At 60.3% G+C, this 22,864-nt stretch carries 12 protein-coding genes and 1 pseudogene; 4 read left to right on the top strand and 9 right to left on the bottom strand.

Annotated features, from left to right (window positions below; all coding sequences use genetic code 11):
- The first annotated feature begins 101 nt into the window (after positions 1-101).
- The gene (locus R3355_RS21750; RefSeq protein ID WP_318963151.1) at positions 102-272 is read left to right on the top strand and encodes a hypothetical protein; all 171 of its coding nucleotides are present in this window, start codon (positions 102-104) and stop codon (positions 270-272) included.
- A gap of 429 nt (positions 273-701) precedes the next feature.
- Here the strand turns inward: R3355_RS21750 and R3355_RS21755 are convergent.
- Positions 702-976: pseudogene (locus R3355_RS21755) on the bottom strand (hypothetical protein); the annotation flags it as partial.
- A 310-nt stretch (positions 977-1,286) separates the two neighbouring features.
- On the opposite strand from R3355_RS21755, the gene R3355_RS21760 reads away from it, so the two are divergent.
- Complete coding sequence (locus R3355_RS21760; RefSeq protein ID WP_318963152.1) at positions 1,287-6,896, top strand: putative Ig domain-containing protein; 5,610 nt, start codon at positions 1,287-1,289, stop codon at positions 6,894-6,896.
- 239 nt (positions 6,897-7,135) lie between these two features.
- Here the strand turns inward: R3355_RS21760 and R3355_RS21765 are convergent, their stop codons facing one another.
- The 4 genes from R3355_RS21765 to gorA form a co-directional block, all read right to left on the bottom strand.
- On the bottom strand, positions 7,136-8,506 hold the full coding sequence (locus R3355_RS21765) for an HlyD family type I secretion periplasmic adaptor subunit (protein WP_318963153.1): 1,371 nt from the start codon (positions 8,504-8,506) through the stop codon (positions 7,136-7,138).
- Entirely contained in the window at positions 8,499-10,220 is a 1,722-nt protein-coding gene (locus R3355_RS21770; protein WP_318963154.1) for a type I secretion system permease/ATPase, read from the bottom strand. Before R3355_RS21770 ends, R3355_RS21765 begins: the two co-directional genes overlap by 8 nt.
- A gap of 390 nt (positions 10,221-10,610) precedes the next feature.
- The gene (locus tag R3355_RS21775) at positions 10,611-11,234 is read right to left on the bottom strand and encodes a trimeric intracellular cation channel family protein (RefSeq protein WP_318963156.1); all 624 of its coding nucleotides are present in this window, start codon (positions 11,232-11,234) and stop codon (positions 10,611-10,613) included.
- Between the two features lie 7 nt (positions 11,235-11,241).
- Positions 11,242-12,603: a glutathione-disulfide reductase gene (gorA, locus tag R3355_RS21780; protein ID WP_318963157.1), complete on the bottom strand. Its 1,362-nt coding sequence runs from the start codon at positions 12,601-12,603 to the stop codon at positions 11,242-11,244.
- Positions 12,604-12,697: 94 nt separating this feature from the next.
- On the opposite strand from gorA, the gene R3355_RS21785 reads away from it, so the two are divergent.
- Positions 12,698-13,120, top strand: a complete 423-nt coding sequence (locus R3355_RS21785) for a VOC family protein (RefSeq protein ID WP_318963158.1) — start codon at positions 12,698-12,700, stop codon at positions 13,118-13,120.
- Positions 13,121-13,165: 45 nt separating this feature from the next.
- Here R3355_RS21785 and galU read toward each other — a convergent pair whose 3' ends face one another.
- The 4 genes from galU to R3355_RS21805 form a co-directional block, all read right to left on the bottom strand.
- Positions 13,166-14,005: a UTP--glucose-1-phosphate uridylyltransferase GalU gene (gene galU, locus R3355_RS21790; protein WP_318950717.1), complete on the bottom strand. Its 840-nt coding sequence runs from the start codon at positions 14,003-14,005 to the stop codon at positions 13,166-13,168.
- Between the two features lie 36 nt (positions 14,006-14,041).
- Positions 14,042-15,406 carry a UDP-glucose/GDP-mannose dehydrogenase family protein gene (locus R3355_RS21795; RefSeq protein ID WP_318963159.1) on the bottom strand — a complete coding sequence of 455 codons (1,365 nt, stop codon included), beginning with the start codon at positions 15,404-15,406 and terminating at the stop codon, positions 14,042-14,044.
- Positions 15,407-15,515: 109 nt separating this feature from the next.
- On the bottom strand, positions 15,516-18,476 hold the full coding sequence (locus tag R3355_RS21800) for an EAL domain-containing protein (RefSeq protein WP_318963160.1): 2,961 nt from the start codon (positions 18,474-18,476) through the stop codon (positions 15,516-15,518).
- Positions 18,477-18,521: 45 nt separating this feature from the next.
- On the bottom strand, positions 18,522-22,043 hold the full coding sequence (locus tag R3355_RS21805; RefSeq protein WP_318963161.1) for a chemotaxis protein CheB: 3,522 nt from the start codon (positions 22,041-22,043) through the stop codon (positions 18,522-18,524).
- A 428-nt stretch (positions 22,044-22,471) separates the two neighbouring features.
- Here R3355_RS21805 and R3355_RS21810 point away from each other — a divergent pair.
- Positions 22,472-22,864, top strand: a 393-nt coding sequence (locus R3355_RS21810; protein WP_318963163.1) for a circularly permuted type 2 ATP-grasp protein, incomplete at its 3' end; no start/stop codon positions are given.

A 22,864-nucleotide genomic window follows, 5' to 3' on the forward strand; every position in this document is an offset into this window, starting at 1 on the left:
CACCGAGTGTCTGGTGAAGCAGATTGGCGCGGAGTCTGTGCAATAAAAGGAACTCGGCTTCCAGCTCGTACTTGGTGCAGGACTCAGGGCGATGAAGGGACATGTCAGTGTCAGCAGATAGCTTGGAGCTGCCTGAGGCGAGAGAAATCATCACTTTGTGGCCAGTGCTGCGCAACTCAGGATTCGTTTTGTTCGTGCTGAGCGGCGCTAAAACCAAGTACGAAGGAACCGCCAATCCACAGGAGAAAAACTCCTGGGGTGAACAGCCGTGATTGAAATAGAGAAGAACGTCGGCAGACACACGCCAGGGTAAACGTCAGTGAGTCAACCAGCTCCGGTGCAATCGTACTCGAAGCCATCAGCAAACCGCCCAGCAGGTCCGACAAGCCTGACTAGCGGCAAAAGCATCCTGATCATTCTGGCGGTTTGTTCCCTTCGCACTAACCACCAGTGACTTCGCATAATGTATATTATGTTAAATAGGATGCCATGTCATACATGCTCATGCTCATGCGCTTCGTAAGGTCCTGATTCGACAATCCTGCTCCAACACCCTCTCTCCTAAAGAGCCATGTACTTCGTGTTCACGGCGAGTCATTGAATGCGGTGGTTGCCGATGAAGCCTGCTCAGTGGCATTTCTCTTCTCTTCAGGTCAGCGTGTACCGCTGCTCGTGCAGGATGGTGATGCGGCGCCGTTGCCCGCCAGCACAATCTTCAACCCCAGCAATAACCCGAACGATAACAGCACCGACCAGTACCGCAGCCAGACCATGGTTCCGCCTGCGCCGAACAGCACCAGCAGCACTCAGGGCATCAGCTGTCGGGCACGCCGACTGATGCCCTGTTCCAGCAGCACCATGCCTTTGCCGGCAGTTGTTTGCGGATGCTCTCGAGAAATAGCACCTCGAAAAACACCGTACCGATGAAAACCAGCGCGGCGAACAGGTGCAAGGTCAGAAACAGCGGATAACTCATGAGCCTCCTCGGCCACCCTTCTTCACCGGGCGACAGTTTATTCGAGGTTATCGCGTGGGCCGTACCCTGGGAGGTGATGCCAATCCGCCGCGGAACCCGTTAGCACAGGGGCATCGCTCGCCACCTGGGCGATCGTCAACAGAACGTTACTTTTCATAAATTAGCCCCAGCCGTTGATCAGCCAGTTAGGTTTTTTGACACTTACCCGATATGCGGTAATAACTTTTTCGCTCCGCTGGACCCTAACACCGTGGCCGCCGATGGAATATTGGCATATGCCGTGGTTTAAGCCCTATACGGAGATAAGCTAATGATTTTCAATGTACAAAATTTTGGCGCCAAAGGAGATGGCATCAGCGACGACACGGCGGCGATACAAAGCGCGATCGATGCGGCGGCCGCGGCAGGCGGCGGGCAGGTGTATATGCCGACCGGGACTTATATCGTTTCGGCAGGAGAGGAACCGTCCGACGGCTGTTTGATGCTTAAAAGCAACGTCTCCCTGTACGGCGACGGCATGGGTGAAACCACTGTCAAGGTGGCCGACGGCTCCGACACCAAGATCACGGGCATCATCCGCTCGGCCTACGGTGAGGAAACCCACGACTTCGGCGTCAGCCACCTCACCATCGACGGCAACCGCGACGCTACCACGGGCAAGATCGACGGTTGGTTCAACGGCTATATTCCAGGCGAAGAAGGCTACGACTCCAACGTCACCCTCGACAGCGTCGAGATCAAGGATTGCTCCGGGTACGGTTTCGACCCCCACGAGCAGACCGTCAATATGGTCATCAAGAACAGCGTGGCCCACGGTAACGGCCTGGACGGCTTCGTCGCCGACTTCCTCAGCAACAGCACCTTCGAAAACAACATCGCCTACAACAACGACCGCCACGGCTTCAACGTCGTCACCAGCACCCACGACTTCACCATGACCAATAACGTTGCCTACGACAACGGCGGCAACGGCATCGTGGTGCAGCGCGGCAGCGAGGACATCCCCTCGCCCAGCAACATCACCATTACCGGTGGCGAGGTGTATGGCAATGGCGGCGAAGGGGTACTGATCAAGCTGTCCAGCGACGTGACCGTCAGCAGCATCGATATTCACGATAACGCCAGCGCCGGGATTCGCATCTACGGCAGCAACCATGTCGAAGTGACCGACAACACGCTCAACAACAACTCCCTGGGCAACCCGGTACCGGAAATCATCATCCAGTCCTACGACGACACCCTGGGCGTCTCCGGCCGATACTTCAACGGCAGCGACAACCTTATTCAGGACAACATTATCAGCGGCAGCGATCTGTCGACCTACGGCGTCGCCGAGCGCAACGAAGACGGCACCGATCGTAACGCCATCATCGCCAACACCATCAGTCATACCAGCAAGGGTGCCACGCTGGTCTATGGCGACGGCAGCTATGTCAGCGCCACGGTGCCGATAACCACCGTACAAGGCACGGCTGGCAACGACACCCTGCTGGGCAGCAGCGCCAACGAGATTTTCTACGGCGGTGCCGGTGACGACACCATCAATGGCGACGCCGGAGACGACATCCTGGTGGGCGGCGCGGGCATCGACAGACTCACCGGCGGCACCGGCACCGATACGTTCCGCTTCGCCAGCCAGTCCGACAGTTACCGCAACGCCACCACCAGCTTCAATGACATCGTTACCGATTTCGACGTCACCCAGGACAAGATCGACCTCGCGGGGCTGGGCTTTACCGGCCTGGGTAACGGCCGTGGCGGTACTCTGCAGATCAGCTACAGCGCCAGCAGCGACCGCACCTACATCAAGGACTACGATGCCGATGCCAGCGGCAATCGCTTCGAGCTGATTCTCTCGGGCAACCTTACCGACACCCTGACCGCCAGCAACTTCATCTTCAATCGGGTGGTCACCGGCACCAGCGGCAGCGACTCACTCATGGGCAGCGAGTCGGCCGACACCCTGCTCGGCCTGGCGGACAATGACAGCCTCAGTGGCGGCGCGGGCGATGACAGGCTCGACGGCGGTGCAGGCAAGGACACCCTCACCGGCGGCACCGGGGCGGATACCTTCGTGTTCTCCAACCGCCTGGACAGTTACCGCAACTACAGCACTGAGGGTGCAAACCTCGGTGATGTGATCACCGACTTCGATGTCACCGCCGACAAGATCGACCTCTCCGCCATGGGCTTCACCGGCCTTGGCGACGGCAGGAATGACAGCGTATATGTGGCGCTCAACAGTTCCGCTACCAAGACCTACATCAAATCGCTGGACGTCGACGCCGATGGCAACCGCTTCGAGGTGGGGCTGGACGGCAATTACCTCGACACCCTGACCAGCGCCAATTTTGTCTTCGCCACTTCGTCGCCCACCAACCAGGCGCCGGTGCTGGCCACGCCGCTGCTGGATCAGAACGCGACCGAAAACACCCCGTTCAGCTACGTGGTGCCGGCCACCAGTTTTACCGATCCGGATAACGACAGCCTCAGCTACACCGCCAAACTGGCCAATGGCAGCGCCCTGCCCAGCTGGCTGATCTTCGATGCCGCCAGTCGCACCTTCAGCGGCACACCAAGCGATACGGCCTCGGGCACTTATGCTATCCAGGTCACCGCGACCGACGGCAGCAACGCGCCCGTCAGCGACAGCTTTACCCTGGCGGTGCAGGATGTGCCAGCCGCGCCCATTGTGATCAATGGCACGCCGAATAACGACACGCTGACCGGCACCGCGGCCAACGAGCAACTGTTCGGTGGCGCCGGTAACGACACCCTTAATGGCAGTGCCGGCAACGACATTCTGGTGGGCGGCACTGGTGCGGACAAACTCACCGGTGGCGCGGGTGCCGACGTGTTCCGCTACACCTCGGAACTCGACAGCTACCGCACCAGTTCCACCAGCTTCAGTGACCAGATCCTCGATTTCGATGTGGCCGCCGACAAGATCGATGTGTCGGCGCTCGGCTACACCGGCCTGGGTAACGGCCAGGATGGCACGCTGCTGGTCTCCTACAGCGCCTCAACCAACCGCACCTATCTCAAAGACCTCACCGTCGACGCCAACGGCAACCGCTTCGAAGTGTCGCTGGCGGGTAACCTGGTCAACAGCCTGACGGCCAGTCACTTTCTGTTCGCCGACCAGAACGCGCCCAGCAACGTGGCGCCGGTGGTGGTCATTCCCCTGCTCGACCAGAACGCCACCGAAAACTCGCCGTTCACCTACACCGTTACCTCCGACAGCTTCAGCGACGCCAACCAGGATGTACTGACCTACACCGCGACCCTGGCCGACGGCAGCGCCCTGCCCGCCTGGCTGAGTTTCAATGCCGCCAACCTGACTTTCACCGGCACGCCGACCAGCACCGCGTCAGGCAACTACAACCTGTTGGTCAAGGCCAGCGATCCGTCAGGTGCCTCGGTGAGCGACAGCTTCGCCCTGGCGGTGGCCGACGCGCCCGCCAACACCATCACCGGGACCGACAACGCCGAGTCCCTCAACGGCACGGCGGGCGCGGACCTGATCCTCGGCCTGGGCGGTACCGACACGATCAGGGCCGGTGCCGGCATGGACATCGTCGACGGTGGCGCTGGACGCGACTCGTTGTACGGCGGCGACGGTGCCGACACCTTCCGCTACACCGACGTGCTCGACAGCTACCGCGACTACAACAGCGGCGGCCTTACAGCCACCGATACGATCTATGACTTCACCGCGGGCGTCGACAAGATCGATGTCTCCGGCCTGGGCTTTCTCGGCCTCGGCAATGGCAGCAACAGCACGCTGTACATGACCCTGAACTCGGCCGGCGACAAGACCTACATCAAATCCAGCGAAGCCGACGCCAACGGTAATCGCTATGAAATCGCCCTCAGCGGCAACTACCTCAATACCCTGACTGCCGATGACTTCGTGTTCGGCGAACGCGCCCAGCAAGACATCCTCTACCTGCCGACCCTCGGCCAATCCAATGCGCGCCTGCTGCGCATGAGCGAGGACGACGATCAGTCCGGTACGTCGATGCTGGTCAATGACCTGAATAAGTACACCACCTATGACGTACGCAGCCAGTTCGACGATGCCGACGGCAATGGCATCGATATCGCGGTCGGTGGCAGCACGGTCAACGGCCTGTCGACCCTGGGCGCCGAGGAACTCAAGTTGTGCTGGTGGCTGACCGACACCAACCAACCCGGGCCTGCGCTGTTGCGCGCCGTGGCGTTGTTGCAGGATCAGCTTACCGAGCTCAAGTCCATCGATAACGTCACCATGGGCATCGTTTGGGGTCAGGGCGAGGAAGCCGCCCAGGAGATCGCCCGTGCCACCGACAAGCCTGCTGCAGCGGCTGCTTACAAGGCCGCTACGCTGGCGGTGTTTGATTACCTGCACGCCCAGTTCGGCAGTTTCAACGTGTACATGATGGAGACCGGACACTACGCGCAGGACGCCGCGCGTGCCCGTGGCTATTCGGAAGAAAAGATTGCCGACATTGTCGAGGGTGTCGACTATGTCCGCGCCACCCAGGAGGCCATCGCCGCCGAGCACGCCGATGTGAAGCTGGCGGTGGACTACACCGACCTGCCCTTGCGCTACGAAGTCGATCCACTGGTGTATCCCGACGACGTCTGGCACCTGCACGAGGAGTCAGCAGAAATCGTCGGCCAGCGCCTGGCCGACTACATCGCCGATGACTTGGGCTTCCAGGGCAATCCCGACGATAACAACAGTGTGCAGGACATCTTCGACGACGCACAAAACGAAGGCGGAATGATTTCCGGCACCGATCAGGCGGACACCCTGGTAGGTAGCTCGGGCAACGACACGCTGGACGGCGACCTCGGTGCCGACACCATGACCGGTGGTGATGGTAACGACATCTATGTGGTCGATAACGTGTTCGACAGCGTGGTGGAAACCAACACCTCGACCGCGCAGATCGATACGGTCCAGGCCTCGGTCAGCTGGACGCTGGGTGCCAACCTCGAGAATCTGCTGCTGACCGGCGTGTCGGACATCGACGGCACCGGCAATGAGCTGCGTAATTTCATCACCGGTAATGCCGCCAACAACGTTATCGATGGTGCAGCCGGAGACGACAGCATGAGCGGTGGCGATGGCAACGACAGCTATTACGTCGACAACGCCGGCGATAGCGTGATTGAAACCAACAGCGACTCGGTGTCTGGCGGGATCGACAGTGTGCACAGCAGCCTGGCGGCCTATACGCTCAGCAACAATGTCGAGAACCTGTATATCAATACCCCCGACGCTGCCAACGGCACGGGCAATGCGCTGGACAACACGCTGTACGCCGGAGCTGGTAATAACGTGCTGGACGGGCGCGAAGGCAACGACACGGTATCCTTTGAACGTGCCATGGCCGGGGTTACCGCCACCCTCTCGACGTCCGCACAACAGAGCACGCTGGGTTCCGGGCTCGATACCCTGAAGTACTTCGAGAACCTGACCGGCAGCGCCTACGCCGACAACCTGACGGGCAATAGTGGCGCAAACATTCTGCACGGCGGTGCCGGCGACGATACGCTGGTGGGCGGTTCGGGCGATGATCGGCTGATCGGCGGCGAAGGCACCGACAGCCTGACCGGCGGCACTGGCTCGGACATCTACGTGTTCGGTGCGCTGGCGGACATGGGCGTCGGCGCGTTGCACGATGTGATCATCAGTTTCAAGAGCACGGAGTTCGACCAGTTGGACTTCACCGGCCTGGACGCCAACCCGCTGACCGCCGACTTCGACGCTTTCACATTTATCGGCAGCAATGCCTTTGCCAGCGACGCCACCGGCGAGCTGCGCTTTGCCGATGGCATCCTCTACGGCAGTGTCAACGCCGACGCCAGCGCCGAATTCGAGATCGAACTGGTGGGCGTCAAGGAACTGCAAGCCAGCGACTTCGCCTGAGCTATGGCAGCGGGCTTGCTCGTGAAGGCGGTGGGGCATTCGGTATTGTTGCCGACTGCCCCAGCGCCATCGCGGGGCATGGGTTAGGCACCCCCACCGCTCCTACAGAATTCGCGAGCAAGCGGTGCGCTCACTGAATGACGCCCCAGTGGTCAGCCCCCGTTAAAAATTGATCGCCGCCCAACTGCTACACAGGCTCAGCAGCACACCGCAGCGATAGCCGCAACGGTCGGTCACGCTCATTCCTCTTTGAAGGCCGCAAGCAAGCGTTCGCGAAAAGGTTTCATCAGGTAATTCATAAAGGTGCGCTCCCCCGTTACCACCGTGACATCGGCGAGCATGCCGGGGCGCACCAGCAGCCCGGCGGCCTGTAACGAGGCGACGGTGTCGGCGGCAATCTCGACCTTGGCGGAGAAGTACGGCAGGTGTGTCTGTTCGTCGATCAACTGGTCCGCCGACACCGTGCTCACCGTGCCGGTGACGGTCGGCGTATCCACCCGTTGCAGCGCGGTGAAATGCACATGCACCGGCAGCCCCGGGCGCAACTTATTGGCCATCAGCGGTTCGAAACGCGCGGTGATCGCCATCGGCGCATCCAACGGAACCACCTGCATCAGGATTTGGCCGGCCTGCGCGACGCCCCCGACGGTATGAATGCTCACGTCCATGACCTGCCCGGACACCGGCGCACGGATCGCACCGTTGTCGACTTCAAACTGCAAGGCATGAATCTGATCGGCATAACCTGCCGCCTCGGCAGAGACCTCGCTGAGCTGGGTTTCGGCATCGCGACGAAATTCCTGCTGCGCCTGCAAGTCCTTGAGTCGGCTTTCGTTGATCGCCTGGCGGGTCCTGCCGACATCGCCCACGCCAGCGGCAAGCTGCCCGGCCAATTGGGCTGCGTTGCGCTCGGCCTCGAAGAGTTTGTTGCGTGGAACGTAGCCTTCACGGGCCAAATCACGCAGACCTTCCAGCGCCTGCTGCTGGAAGCGCATCTGCGCGTCGTAGTTGCGCTTGACGCCCTCGTAGCCGAGCAATTGCTGCTGCAAGGCCGCCACTTCGTGCTCGATGATCTGCAAGCGGCTGCCCAGCTCCGCGCGGCGGGTCAGAAACAACTGGCTCTGCAAGGCCATGGCGGCCTTGACCCGCGGCTCGCCGGCGCGTTCCAGCAGTTCAGCGGGCCACTGGATCTCGGCGCTGCCCAGGCGCTCGGCAATCAAGCGCGCCTCGATGCTGCGATCATTGAGCAACTTGCCCAGGGTCACGTCCAGTTGCGACTGCGCCTGCACGGTATTGAACTGCACCAGCAACTGTCCCTGGCTGACGCGATCGCCATCGCTGACCAGCAGCCTTTCCACCACCCCGCCGACCAACGACTGCACGGCCTTGCGCTCCCCCGCCACCACCACGGTGCCGCTGCCCACGACGCCCTGATCGAGCGGCGCCAGGCAGGCCCAGAGCAAAAAGCCGCCCAGCGTCAGGAGCACAAAACCCACACCATAGCGCGCGGCACCACCGGCGTCGGTACTGGCGCGGGGCAGCGTATTGGCGCTGCGCACGCTCAGCCCCTGCTCGCTGTAGGCCTGTGTATCCGGGGTCAGATCACGCATCTTCGCCAACCTCCCTCACCGCGGCCGGTCTGGGCCCCGGCATCAATGCCTTGAGCACCCGCCCCCGTGGGCCGAAGGCTTGTTGGGTGCCGTCCTTGAGCACCAGGATGTGGTCAACCACCGCAAGCACGTTGGGCCGGTGGGTGATCAACACCACGGTGCTGCCGGCGATCTTGAGCGCATTGATGGCCTGCACCAACGCCAACTCGCCGGCTTCGTCGAGGTTGGAGTTGGGCTCGTCGAGGACGATCAGCGACGGCTGCCCATAAAGTGCGCGGGCCAGGCCGAGGCGTTGTTTCTGTCCGCCCGACAAGCCAAGCCCGCCGGGACCCAGTGGCGTGTCGTAGCCTTTGGGAAACCTCAGAATCATCTCGTGAATACCGGCGTGACGGCCGGCAGCGATGATCTTGTCGGCGTCCTGCTCGCCGAAGCGGGCGATGTTGTCGGCCACGCTGCCATCGAACAACTCGATGTCCTGCGGCAGGTAGCCGAGATGGGGGCCCAGGGCGTCGTGGGACCATTGGCTGATCTCTGCGTCGTCCAGACGCACCGATCCGCCCATGGCCGGCCATATCCCCACCAACGCCCTGGCGAGCGTCGATTTACCACTGGCGCTGGGGCCGACGACCGCGAGTACTTCGCCTTTAACCAGGCTGAAATTGAGGCCACGCAGAGTGGGTTGCGAGGCACCAGGCGGGCCTACATACAACTGCTCCAGACGCACCGCGCCGGTGGGCGGCGGCAATGGCATACGCAGCTGCTCACGCGGATGCTGGGCAAGCAGTTGGCTCAGGCGCTGGTAGCTCTGGCGGCCGGAGTTGAATTGCTTCCAAGAGCCAATGGCGATTTCCACGGGGGCCAGGGCACGCCCCAGCAGCAACGACATGGCGATCATCATGCCCGCCGACAACTGGCCATCGAGCACCAGCAAGGCCCCCAGGCCCAGAGCCAGCGATTGCCCGGAGATGCGCACAAAACGGCTCGCCGACGTAATTCGCGCACTGCGATCGCTGGCATGGGCCTGGGCGGCAATGATGCGTTGCTGCAGCAGGCTCCAGCGCTGGCGCAGCGGCCCGAGCATGCCCAGGGCCTGGATCACCTCGGCATTGTGCAGGGTGCTGTTTACATAGACCGCCGACTGCACACCCAGGCGATTGGCCTCCCCCAGCGGTGCCCGCGTCGCCAGCTCACCCCACAGCGCCAAGCCGATCAGCACCAGGGCCAGAACCAGCGTCAGCACACCGAACCAGGGATGAAAGATAAACGCCACCAGCAGGAAGATTGGCAACCACGGCGCATCGAGCAAGGCGATCAGACCCTGGCCGGTGATCAACTGCCGCAGCGTCGCCAGATCGCTGAGCACCTGCGCCGGGTTGGCGTTGTGCTCGCGCAGGCTGCGGGCGAAGGCCGCGTCGAAAACCCGCTCGCCCAGGGCTTCGTCCAGCCCCGCGCTCATGCGAATCATCACCTCGCCGCGTACCCATTCGATCAGGGCGCTGAACAGAAACAGTCCCAGGACGATCAAGGTGAGCATGAGCAAGGTGGTTTCGTTGCGACTGGTAAGGACCCGGTCGTACACCTGCATCATGTAGAGCGCCGGCACCAGCACCAGCAGGTTGATCACGCCACTGAACAGCGCCAGCGCCCAGAACACCCGGCGATAGCTTAATAAAGCGGCATCAATCTCATGACGAGGATCGAGAAGCAAACCCATAGAATGTCGCCCGCAAAAGGAATAGTTGGTCCAAGACGCAATCAATCGCGAGCGTTTTGCCCTAAGGCATTGGAGAAAACACTGAACGTAGCCTGACGTGCCGCTATCAGAGACGATCCACGTCGCTACAGATGCCAATTACTGACAACGCAACCGGCGGTTAGTGCCGGTTCGACGGGCTGGGTTTTCATGTGGGTGACGGGCGGGAATGTTGCACAGCGCCACGATCGCTTGTCGCTCGACCTCGGCTCAACGCATTGCGCAGCACTGGTCGGATGGTGGTCGTTCGGGCTTCGGCCTCGATAACGTCTGCTTAGGTTCATTGCTGCATCGACCGTGCGGACGATATCGGCAAGGATGAGACCAGGTGATCCAGTCCTTCTATCTGGCTCAGTCCCGATCCAGCAAATGAAAACGTGGCAACGAGAAACGCCAGCGGATGGCCGCCAGACGGATAAACAGCACGGTGAGCATGGCGACGCCGGTATCGAGCCAGTGCGGCGTATCCAGCGCGCGCAGTCCGATAAACACCAGGGCTCCGGCGATACAGGCGGTGGCGTAGATTTCCTTCTGGAAGATCAGCGGGATTTCATTACAGATCACATCGCGCATGACCCCGCCGGCGACGCCGGTCATGACCCCCATGATCACCGCGGTACTCAGCGGCACGTTGTGCTGCAAGGCCACTTCGGTGCCGATCACGGTGAATACGGCCAAACCGAAAGCATCGGCGATCAGCAGTCCCTTCTCATGGATTGGCTGGGTGAAGCGCACCCACACCACGGTGCCGATAGCCGCCAGGGATGCGACGACGATATAGGTGTCGTCACGTATCCAGCTGACCGGGTGATTGTCGAGAATCACATCGCGCAAAGTGCCGCCACCCAGCGCGGTGATGACGGCAATCACCAGCACGCCGAACAGGTCCATGGATTTGCGCCCGGCCATCAAGGCACCGGTGATGGCGAATACGGCTACGCCGAACAGGTCAGCCAGGTAGAAAAGTTGTGGCATGGCGTTTTCAGCTGGTCACGGGGGCGCGCATGGTAACAAACTCTTCGGCAGCCGTCGGATGCACGCCAATGGTCTCGTCGAAAATCTGCTTGGTCGCGCCAGCCTTCAAGGCCACGGCTAGTCCCTGGACGATTTCCCCTGCTTCCGGACCGACCATATGGCAGCCCAGGACGCGGTCGCTGTCGGCATCCACCACCAGTTTCATCAGGGTGCGTTCCTGGCATTCGGTGAGGGTCAGCTTCATCGGCCGGAAACGGCTTTCGTAGACTTCAACCCGGTAGCCCTCCTCCCTCGCCTGCTCTTCGCTGAGGCCGACAGTGCCGATATTCGGCAGGCTGAAGACCGCGGTGGGAATCGTCTGGTAGTCGACCTTGCGGTACTCCTCGGGCTTGAACAGTCGCCGCGCCACCGCCATGCCTTCGGCCAAGGCCACCGGGGTCAGTTGCACCCGGCCGATCACATCGCCCAGCGCCAGAATCGACGGTGCGGAGGTCTGGTAGTGCTCGTCGACCTTGATGTAGCCGCGCTCGTCGAGCTCTACCGCGGTGTTTTCCAGGCCCAGGTTGTCCAGCATCGGCCGCCGGCCGGTGGCGTAGAACACGCAATCGGTTTCTAGCGCGCGGCCATCCTTCAAGGTCGCGAGCAGGCTGCCGTCGGCCTGTTTGTCGATGCGTTCGATATCGCTGTTGAACTGCAGATCCAGGCCACGCTTGCTCAGCTCTTCGCGCAGGTGCTGGCGCACCGCGCCGTCGAAACCGCGCAGGAACAGCTCGCCGCGATACAGCAGCGAGGTCTGGGCGCCGAGGCCGTGGAAAATCGAGGCGAACTCCACGGCGATATAACCGCCGCCGACCACCAGTACACGCTTGGGCAACTGTTCGAGAAAGAAGGCTTCGTTCGAGCCAATGGCATGTTCGTGCCCCGGAATCTCCGGGATATATGGCCAGCCACCGGTGGCGATGAGGATGTGCCTGGCGCTGTAACGCTGGCCGCCCAACTCCACGCTGTGCTCATCGAGCAGGCGTGCATGACCCTCGAGCAGGGTTACGCCACTGTCCACCAGCAGGTTGCGGTAGATGCCGTTGAGACGCTCGATCTCGCGGTTCTTGTTGGCGATCAGGGTCGGCCAATCGAACTTCGCTTCAGCGGATAGCGACCAACCAAAACCCTGGGCCTGCTCGAAGTCTTCAGCGAAGTGGGCGCCATACACCAGCAGTTTCTTCGGCACACAGCCGACGTTGACGCAGGTGCCGCCCAGATAACGGCTCTCGGCTACGGCCACGCGGGCACCATAGCCGGCGGCAAAGCGCGCAGCACGTACACCGCCGGAACCGGCGCCGATTACAAACAGGTCGAAATCATAGGTCATGGTCAGCCTCCTTAGCAGGTCGTCAGCATAACCCAATCGCGCGTGAATCCTGAGTGGGGCCTAAGCTTGAAACATCGCCAAGAGGAGAAACGCCATGCGCCCTACCCTCACCCATCTGGCTTTGCATGTGCCGGATCTGGATGCCTGTGTGGCGTTCTATTCCGAGTTCTGCGGCATGCAGGTAATCCACCAGCGTGCGGGCAAAGGTTCGCGTATCGTCTGGATGGCCGAGCCAGGCAAGGAACACAGGTTCATCTTCGTGATCATGCCGGGCGGACAGGATCGGCAGCTGGCCGCCGACGATTACAGCCATTTCGGTTTTGCCGTGGACAGCCGCGAACAGGTCGACCGGGTCGCCGCCAAGGCGCAAGAGGCCGGCTGCCTGATCTGGGCGCCACGTGATGAGCCCTACCCTGTCGGTTATTACTGCGGGCTACGTGACCCCGCGGGCAACTACGTCGAGTTCAGTTACGGCCAACCACTGGGTCCCGGTTCGGAGGCGATGCCGATCCCCTGATGCATAAAAGCCACCCGAAGGTGGCTTGTACGGAGCACTACTGGTTCAGGAAACCTTGCCTGCCTTGTAGAAGTTCTCGAAGCAGAAATTGGTGGCGTCGATATAGCCTTCCGCACCGCCGCAGTCGAAACGCTGGCCCTTGAACTTGTAGGCCAGCACGCAGCCATTCTGCGCCTGCTTCATCAGCGCGTCGGTGATCTGGATTTCGCCACCCTTGCCCGGTGGCGTGTCTTTGATGATGTCGAAGATATCCGGGGTGAGGATGTAGCGGCCGATGATCGCCAGGTTGGACGGCGCATCTTCCGGCTTGGGTTTCTCGACCATGCTATTCACCCGGTAGATGTCATCGCGGATCATTTCGCCAGCGATCACACCGTACTTGTGGGTCTCTTCCGCGGGTACTTCCTGAATCGCGACAATCGAGCAACGGAACTGGTTGTACAGTTTGACCATCTGGGTCAATACGCCGTCACCGTCCAGATTCAGACACAGGTCATCGGCCAGCACCACGGCGAAGGCCTCGTCGCCGATCAATGGACGTGCGGTTAAAATCGCATGGCCGAGGCCTTTCATTTCGACCTGACGGGTGTAGGAAAAACTGCACTCATCGATCAGGCGACGGATGCCGACCAGGTATTTTTCCTTGTCGGTATCGCGGATCTGCTGCTCCAGCTCGTAGCTGATGTCGAAGTGATCCTCCAGCGAGCGCTTGCCACGGCCGGTGACCATGGCGATCTCCGTCAGCCCCGCTTCAAGCGCCTCTTCGACGCCATACTGGATCAGTGGCTTGTTCACTATCGGCAACATTTCCTTGGGCATAGCCTTGGTTGCGGGTAGAAAGCGGGTGCCGTAACCGGCTGCAGGGAACAAGCATTTCTTGATCATGGAATTCCTTAACGGGAAACAGAATACCCGGGCAGTCTAGCAGGCTGCGCGGACCATACAACGCTGGGACTCCGGCCGACCGATGCCGCGGTAGAGAAAACCCAGTTCACCGAGTTGCTCTGCGTCGTATATGTTGCGGCCGTCGAACAGTACCGGTAAACGCATCAAGCCGCGAATGCGGGCAAAATCGGGCTGGCGAAACTGCTTCCACTCCGTCACCAGTACCAGGGCATCGGCGCCCTCTACGACATTGTAGGGTGACTCGCTCAGGCGTAACTGGCCACGTTCCATGGCCTGGGTATAAAGCAGAGCCACGCCGGCGGTGGCAACCGGATCACAGGCCTGAACCGTAACGCCGGCGGCGAGCAAGGCATCGAGTAGCACCAGACTCGGCGCTTCACGCAGATCATCGGTACCCGGCTTGAAGGCCAAGCCCCACAGCGCCACCACCCGCCCTTGCAGATAGCCCGAGAAATGTTCGCTCAGGGCCTGGAACAGCAGAGTCTTCTGCAGGGCATTGCGTGCTTCGACCGCACGCAGGATACCGGGTTCAACCCCGGTCATCTCTGCGCTGCGAATCAGCGCGCGCACATCCTTGGGGAAACAGGAGCCGCCATAACCACAGCCAGCATAGATAAAGTGCGTACCGATGCGCGTATCGCTGCCGATACCGCGGCGCACCTCTTCTATATCGACATTGAGTGGCGCGCAGAGCCCCGCCATTTCATTGATGAACGAGATCTTGGTCGCCAGAAACGCATTGGCCGCGTACTTGCTGAACTCTGCCGCTCGTACGCTGATGCACAACAGGCGTTCATGGTTGCGCAGAAATGGTGCATACAGACGACGCAAAACCTCGGTAGCCGCCACGTCGTCACAGCCAATGATGACCCGATCCGGACGCATGAAGTCGTCGATCGCCGAACCCTCCTTGAGAAATTCAGGGTTACTCGCCACCGCGACCCGGAATGGCTTGCCACGCTTGTCCAGACCGGCATTGATCAGTTGTGCGACCTGCTCGCCAGTGCCCACCGGCACCGTGGATTTATCCACCACTATGCAGGCATGGTTGAGGCGCTCGGCCAATGCCGCGGCCACCGCCAAGACATGCGACAAGTCGGCCGAGCCGTCCTCCCCGCTCGGAGTGCCAACCGCAATGAAGATTATCTCGGCCTGGGCGATGCCCTCGTCGAGGTGCTGGGTGAAGCTCAGTTGGGTACTGGCCAAGTGCTCTTTGAGCATCGGTTCCAGGCCAGGCTCGTGGATCGGCACTTCGCCGCGGGCCAATCGCGCAACGCGGAAAGGATCGCGCTCGACACAGATCACCCGATTGCCCATTTCGGCAAAGCATGCCGCCGCCACCAATCCGACATAGCCGGCTCCGATCACGCAGATTCGCATCGCTGCACTCCCCTGATGAGTTACAGCGATTGCAGCGAATGCGCATGGCAGGGGTATGACACGGACACGACAGTCCTGTGGCAGGCAAGCCATAGGCGCCGAAACGCGCCTAGGCGAGCTCTTTCAACTGAACGAGCAAGGCCTCCTGCAGCGTGCCAAGCTCGCTCAGCCGAGCCCGCACTGCGGCGCTATTACCCATGGCGTACAGCTCACAGAGTTCAGCCGAGAGTGCATGGGTTTGCTGGTACAGCCCGGGGAGAGAGGCAAACAATGGTTGATGACCATGACAGACCAGGCCCTCGCCCTTCAGCCACCGACCGAAGTAACTTTGTTGCCGATCCAGGGGCGGCGGGGTTGCGCACTCGCCCCTGAGGTAGTTGTTCAGCGCCTTGATCCAGGCGCGCAGCTCCACACTGGCAATCAGCCGTGATAGATCCTCTTTGCTCGCCAAGGGCAAGTCGCACCAACCCGAGCCTTGCCACCAGGTTGCAATCCAGTCGGGCAGTTCGTCTGCCGGCATCGGCGCGGCGATACCAAAGCCCTGGGCTTGCTCGCAGCCCAGTTGCAGTAGCAGAGCACCGTGTTCCGGGCTCTCGACGCCTTCGGCAATGACCTCGAGGCGAAATGCGCTGGCCAGGCCAACCACACCTTTGAGAATGGACAGGTCATCCGGATCGTCGAGCATGCCGAGGACAAAGCTCTGGTCGATTTTGAGCAAGGCTACCGGCAGATGTTTCAGGTAGGTAAGCGAGGAATAACCTGTACCAAAATCATCCAGCGCGAACATCACGCCGAAGCCGCGGCAAGCCTCTATCACCTGAAATACATGCGCAACGTCTTCCAATGCGCTGGTTTCCAGAATTTCCAGTTGCAAGCGCGAGGGGCTTATCTGCGGGTGAGCGTGGAGGATGGCGCGCAGGCGCTCAACGAAATTCTTCTGCTGCAACTGGCGAGCACCAATATTGACACTGACTTCGATGTCCAGCCCGAGCTTGAGCCATTCTTCCATCTGGGTCAGGACTTGATCTATCGCCCACTCACCCAGTTCGATCGCCAGCAAGTGATCCTCGATTACCGGTAGAAATATCGCCGGAGCCAATAACCCCCGCTCCGGGTTTAGCCAGCGGATCAGGGCTTCGACGCCGATGACCTTGCCGCTGCGCATGTTCACCTTGGGTTGGTAGTGGAGAACGAACTCGCGTTCGGCCAGTGCCAGGCGAATGTGTTCCAGGCTTTCGTGGTGGCCGCGCACGCTGCGATCCTGCTCGACATCGAAGAAGTGCAGGCGGTTCTTGCCCAACAGCTTGGCCTGGTACATGGCCTGATCGGCCTGACGCAGCAGTTGGTCCGCGTCCACCTCATCCTGCTGCGGGCAGAAGGTCACCCCCATGCTGGCCGACACTTGCAGCGCGAGGTCGCCCACATGCACCACTTGCGCCGCAGCGGCAAGCAGCCGGCTGAGCATCGGCATGCTGGAGGCTACATCCGGCAGGTCGACCAGCACGGCAACGAACTCGTCGCCACCAATTCGTGCCAGGGTGTCGCATTCACGCAGCGCCTGCTTCATGCTCGCAGACAGGGCGATCAGCAGCTTGTCGCCAGCCTCATGCCCGTGCTTGTCGTTGATCGCCTTGAAACCGTCCAGATCCAGGTAGACGACTTCCAGTAGTTGTCCTCGCCGTTGCGCCTGAGCGATGGCATGCCGCAAGCGGTCGGCCAGAAGCACGCGGTTGGGCAACGAGGTCAGGGCGTCATAGTGCGCGATGTGCTCGAGCTTGCTCTGGTGCGCCTTGATTTCGGTGATATCCGAGAACAGCGCAACGTACTGGACGACTTTACCCTGGGAGTCGCGCACGCTACTGATGGTTTTCATTTCGGCATAAATTTCGCCGTTCTTGCGTCTGTTCCAGATTTCTCCGTACCAGTGGCCTTGTTCGGTCAGGCTGTGCCACATGGATTGGTAGAACTCGCTGGTGTGACGGCCTGAACTGAGAATGCGCGGGGTTTGCCCAATAGCTTCGTCGCGGCTATAGCCAGTGATCCGGGTGAAAGCGGCATTGACATTGATAATGCAGCCGTCGGCCGCGGTGATCATGATGCCTTCGCGGGAGTGCGAGAACACGCTGGCCGCGAGCTGGAGTTTCTCTTCGGCTTGTTTGCGCTTGGAAATATCACGCAGGAACACGAAAACCTGACCCCCGGCAGCGTCGCGATAAGTACTGCTGACTTCAACGTGCCAAAGAGTTCCGTCCTTGCGGCGATGGATGGACTCGAACTGCCCATGACCGGTTTCGATCAGGGTGAGGGTCTGTTTCGCCGTAGCCGCGGCGCACTCCGCCACTTCAAGATCGAGAACGTTCATCCTCAACAGTTCTTCACGGCTGTAACCCGACTGCTCGCAGTAGGTCGGATTTACATCGAGAATATTGCCGTGAATATCAACGCGCCAAAAACCGTCGAGGGTAGCGTCCAGAATGCTCTGCAGGGCCTGGTAGCTCTCCTGCAGTGCGATTTCAGCACGTTTGCGTGCGCTGAAATCGCTCAGCACGATACGCAGGGCCGGTACGCCGCCTTCGTCTAGCGCCTTGGAGGCGTCCAGGTGCGCCCAGAGTATCGCCCCGCCACTTTTGACCATGCGCAGTTCGCACGTCTGTGGGTCGTCTGTGGTGATCAGCCGTTTACGCAGCTGGTAGAAAATATCCTGGTCGTCGCGAAAGATGAAGCGCGTGAGCGGCTGCTTGATCAACTCGGCGCGAACCACTTCCAGTAGATGGGTAGACGTCAGATTGGCCTGGAGGATCGAGCCCTGCATGCTGAGCGTCAGATAGCCGACCGGGGCCAGGTCATAGAGATCGAAATAACGCTCTTTGGCATCTTCGATCTTGGCCTGCGCATGGCGCAGTTCCTCGTTCTGCATCTCCAGTTCGACCTGGTGCACGCGCAACTCGTGCAGAGCCTGTTGCACCGCCTCCGGTGACAGGAGCAGCAGCTGCTCTTGCGGCTCCCGCACATCGTCTTCAATGATTTCTTCCGCAATCCGGCGCAACAATGCCCGTGCCTTCGCCGGCATGGCAATTGATTCCTTTCGAGTGTCATGATCTTTCATTGGCAGCCCTTATTCACCGGAGAGGTGCGGATTCGGCCCTGTGTGCACTGCATCCTGATACTGCTGATCGGTGGCCTCAATTGATGCGCCGGTAATACCGATGATGGTGCCTGAATCATCACGCAGCGGTTCCACGGTCAAATCACAAGGGGTCGCTTTGCCAAAAATGTTGCTGAGAACTCGCTGCCGAGTACCAACCCCACTCTCCAGTACTTGCCGTTTGATCGCGGTCAAGCTGGCTGCGGCCTCTGCCGGTAACAGGTCGGCGTCGGTCTTGCCGAGAAACTCTTCGGCAGGGACTGGCAAATTAGAATTGTAGATCCATGTGTAGCGTAATGCCTTGTCCTGGTTGAATACCACGACAGGCGTAGCATCGAGGGCCACCCGCAGGCGCGCCTCGTTGATCCGCAGCACCTCTTCAGCCTGTCTGCGCTCAGTGATATTGAGCATTGCCCCGATCATGCGAATGGCCTGTCCGCGCTCGTTACGCAGGACAAACCCACGATCGAGTACGGTCGCATAGGCGCCATCGGCCTTGCGAAAGCGATATTCATCGTCCCAGTGCGTGCACGAGACGTCGGCCAAGGCCGCGTGGATGCCGTCGTTGACCCGTTGCCGATCCTCCGGATGGATGCGTTCGAGCCACCACGTGGTCGATTGCGGCGCCGACACTATGTCGCTCCAGCCGAACAGCGAAATGCCTGCCTCATTCCAGCGCTGCTCGCCCCTGATGATGTCCCAATCCCAAATGACGTCTCTTGCCGCCTTGGCCGCCAACCGATAACGCTCCTCGTTGAGGCGCAGCGTCTCATGCTCATTGATGTCGACGTAGGTGATCACCGCGCCTTCGATCACGTTGTCCAGGGTGCGATACGGCAGAATGCGCATCTTGTACCAGCGCCCTTCCACGGTTTGCACATCGATCTCTTTGGGCGTCAAGGTATCCAGCACCGCCTTGACGTCGGCCACCAGACGGTCGTAGCCGAGCAGATTGGAGGCGATATGGCCGACCGGCCGACCGAGGTCGCTGGGGATCAGGTTGATGATTCGCGATGCCGCCGGAGTAAACCGCAGAATTCGCAGGTCGAGATCGACGAATACCGTACCTATTCCGGTACCGGCCAGCAGGTTGTTCATGTCGTTGTTGGCCTGCGACAACTCGAGAACCTTGGTCTGCAGCTCGGCATTGATGGTGGCCAGTTCCTCGTTGACCGATTGCAACTCTTCCTTGGAGGTCTCCAGCTCCTCGTTGGTGGATTGCAGCTCCTCGTTGACCGACTGCATTTCCTCGTTGGAGGACTTGAGTTCTTCGCTGGAGGTCTCCAGCGCCTCGATGGTGCTCTGCAGGTAGTCTTCCTTGCTTTGCAGCTCCTGCTTGAGCGACTCAACGCGCTCGTCCATGTCACCGCCAGGCTGCGCTGCAGACGTACCCGCCTGATCGGCAATCTGTGGTGCCAGCGGCGCAGCCAGGACTGCCGCCTCCTCCAGGATGACCAGGAACAGGGCCGCTTCCACGGGTGCAGCAGGCCCGGACTTCACCGGGCAAATACTCAGGTTGACCGGGGTGAAATGACCGTTGGTTTTAACCTGCAGCGCCTTGAGCCGAACGGTCTCGTTGCTGGTCGCCACCTGGTGCAGGCTCTTGGCCAGGCTGGAGCGCAAGCCCTCGCGGGCCATCTTGAGGATATTGTTGATCCCCGCCTCGCCCGGCGCAGGCTCCAGATACATGCCGCTGCGGCCATGCAGGTAGAGGATGTCGCCCTGGGCGTTGACCAGCGCAGCGACCGCCGCGAGGTGCTGCAAGAGCGTCTGCTCGGTTATCTCGCGCAGTGGTCGTTTGCCGGGATTGACCGCCTTGGCACTGCCTGGGGGGCGCGCAACGCTGATCATGTCGGTGGCTGTCACCGGGGAAAGAAAGCGGCTGAGAAAGGTGCGGCGCATACCATGGAAGTCTTCCTTGCGCTGATACAGCTTCGCCTTGCGATCGAGCACGTCGAACAGGTCGTCAAAATTGCCGACACCTTCCGAGGTGCCAAGAAACAGGATGCCACCCGGTTTGAGTGCGTAGTGGAACAGCGGAATGATTTTTTTCTGTAAATCGGCGCCCAGGTAAATCAGCAGATTGCGGCAACAAATCAAATCCAGCTTGGAAAATGGTGGATCCTTGATCAGATCCTGTTCGGAAAAGACCAGCATGTCGCGAATGCTTTTGTGGATCCGGTAGCCGCTACCGTCCGGCTCAAGGGTGAAAAACCGCTTCAACCGTTCAGGGGTAATGTCGGCGGTCATGCTGGTCGGGTAAATGCCGGCGCGAGCCGTGGCAATCGCGCGGCTGTCTATATCGGTGGCGAATACCTGGACCGTGTGTTCCTGTTTGAGCGTCTCGCGGTATTCCTGCAAGAGAATGGCCAGCGAATAGGCCTCTTCGCCGGTCGAACAACCGGTTGACCAGACCCTGATTGCAGAGCCTGGTGGATTGTTGGCGAAGAGCTTGGGAATCACCAGTTCCTCAAGCGCCTTGAACGCCGCCGGATCCCGGAAGAAATTGGTCACGCCGATCAACAAGTCGCGAAATAGCGACTCCACCTCACTCGGGGCCTGGTTCAGATACCTGACATAGCTGTCTATGGTCTCAAGCTGATGGACCGCCATGCGCCGTTCGATGCGGCGCAAGATAGTGCTGGGTTTGTATTGTGAAAAGTCGTGACCAACATGGCTGCGCAGCGCAATGAAGATCTTCTTCAAGGCGTCTTCGGCCTTGGATATCGGGATACTGGCCAACAGCGGCGGCTTGCCGAAAGCATGAGCCACATAGGCCATGAGCTGCACCGGCATCTCGGCCGGCGGCAGCACATAATCGACCAGCCCGGTGGCAATGGCACTACGCGGCATGCCGTCGAACTCCGCAGAGTCCGGATCCTGGGTCATGAGCATGCCCCCTTCGGCCTTGATCGCCCGCACACCAAGGGTGCCATCACTGCCTGTACCTGAGAGCACGATACCGATCGCCCGCTCCCGCTGATCGAGGGCCAGTGAACGAAAGAAGAAATCGATCGGCAGACGCTGGCCACGTGGTTCGACCGGCGAGAGCAATTGCAAGGTGCCGTTGATAAAGGCCATGTCGCGATTGGGCGGGATTATGTAGGCGCAATTGGGCTTTACCCGCATGCCATCTTCCACCTCGAAGACCTGCATGCGGGTAAAGCGTCGAATCAGATCCGTGAGCATGCTTTTATGGTCAGGCGCCAAGTGCTGGACCAGCACGAACGCCATGTTCGGATTGGTGTCGCTCGGCATGCCGGAGAAAAACGCCTCGAACGCAGCCAGCCCACCGGCAGATGCGCCAATCCCTACCACGGGAAAGCCTGCCGCAATGTTTGCCGGCGTATCTCCAGGTTCAGTACTACGGGTGGTCGACTTATTCTCAACTGCCCGCGCATCACTCGACTCTTGTGCCATTTTGGCGGAGCCTGTTTTTCTTTTTGCCATGTATAGACACCCTGAATTTGCTGTGGAGTGTAACGCGGGCATCCAGACAATTGCACACTAACCAGTTATGCCCTTCCCTCTCGTTCAGGCAAGTAAGGGGGCAACTGAGCAGAGCAATTCAAGCCAATACCTGCAATAGGAACTGCCTCCCGCGCACGCATGAAACAGCAGGCTGTTGAGCGTTGTTGGTGGACTCCAGTTGCGCGGAACAGCATCAGCTGCTTGGCGACGATCGCCTGCCTACGCTCCTCTATTGGCCTCGTGGCGGCTACTGAATCGCCCCCCCCAAGAGGCGCCTCGAAACACTGGCCTGCGCAGTTGGCCGAAGTGACCGTTGGGGAAAACTGATAATGAAAAATCACCTCGGAAAATTTGTGTATCGACAACTTTTTCAAATAAAGCAAATTTCTGGATGGCACAGGCTTGGCGATTTGCGATAGTGATCGTCATCAGCGGATGAGGAATGCGGTATGGATCGCAAGTACTACGATGAAATGTACGATGCACAGGGTAAGTGTCGCCCGCACTATCTAGAGTTTGCCCGCTGGCTGGCGGCAATCCCTCCAGAGCAACTGGCCCAGCGCCGCCGCGAGGCGGATCTGCTGTTTCACCGCGCCGGCATCACCTTTACCCTGTATGGCGATGAGCTCGGTACCGAGCGGCTGATTCCCTTCGACACCATTCCGCGCAGCATTCCCGCCAGCGAATGGCGCATCGTCGAACGCGGCTGCATCCAGCGCGTGCAGGCGCTGAACATGTTCCTCGCCGACCTCTATCACGAGCAGCGCATCATCAAGGCCGGGATCATTCCGGCCGAACAGGTGCTGGCCAACGAGGGCTATCAGATCGCCATGCAGGGCCTG

Source organism: Pseudomonas sp., assembly GCF_033723075.1.
In the GTDB taxonomy this organism is placed as follows: domain Bacteria; phylum Pseudomonadota; class Gammaproteobacteria; order Pseudomonadales; family Pseudomonadaceae; genus Aquipseudomonas.

Bases quoted from the DNA above. Each gene is read 5' to 3' on its own strand.
- R3355_RS21750 (WP_318963151.1), top strand. From the start codon at position 102: ATGTCAGTGTCAGCAGATAGCTTGGAGCTGCCTGAGGCGAGAGAAATC.
- R3355_RS21760 (WP_318963152.1), top strand. From the start codon at position 1,287: ATGATTTTCAATGTACAAAATTTTGGCGCCAAAGGAGATGGCATCAGC.
- R3355_RS21765 (WP_318963153.1), bottom strand. From the start codon at position 8,506: ATGCGTGATCTGACCCCGGATACACAGGCCTACAGCGAGCAGGGGCTG.
- R3355_RS21770 (WP_318963154.1), bottom strand. From the start codon at position 10,220: ATGGGTTTGCTTCTCGATCCTCGTCATGAGATTGATGCCGCTTTATTA.
- R3355_RS21775 (WP_318963156.1), bottom strand. From the start codon at position 11,234: ATGCCACAACTTTTCTACCTGGCTGACCTGTTCGGCGTAGCCGTATTC.
- gorA (WP_318963157.1), bottom strand. From the start codon at position 12,603: ATGACCTATGATTTCGACCTGTTTGTAATCGGCGCCGGTTCCGGCGGT.
- R3355_RS21785 (WP_318963158.1), top strand. From the start codon at position 12,698: ATGCGCCCTACCCTCACCCATCTGGCTTTGCATGTGCCGGATCTGGAT.
- galU (WP_318950717.1), bottom strand. From the start codon at position 14,005: ATGATCAAGAAATGCTTGTTCCCTGCAGCCGGTTACGGCACCCGCTTT.
- R3355_RS21795 (WP_318963159.1), bottom strand. From the start codon at position 15,406: ATGCGAATCTGCGTGATCGGAGCCGGCTATGTCGGATTGGTGGCGGCG.
- R3355_RS21800 (WP_318963160.1), bottom strand. From the start codon at position 18,476: ATGCCGGCGAAGGCACGGGCATTGTTGCGCCGGATTGCGGAAGAAATC.
- R3355_RS21805 (WP_318963161.1), bottom strand. From the start codon at position 22,043: ATGCCCGCGTTACACTCCACAGCAAATTCAGGGTGTCTATACATGGCA.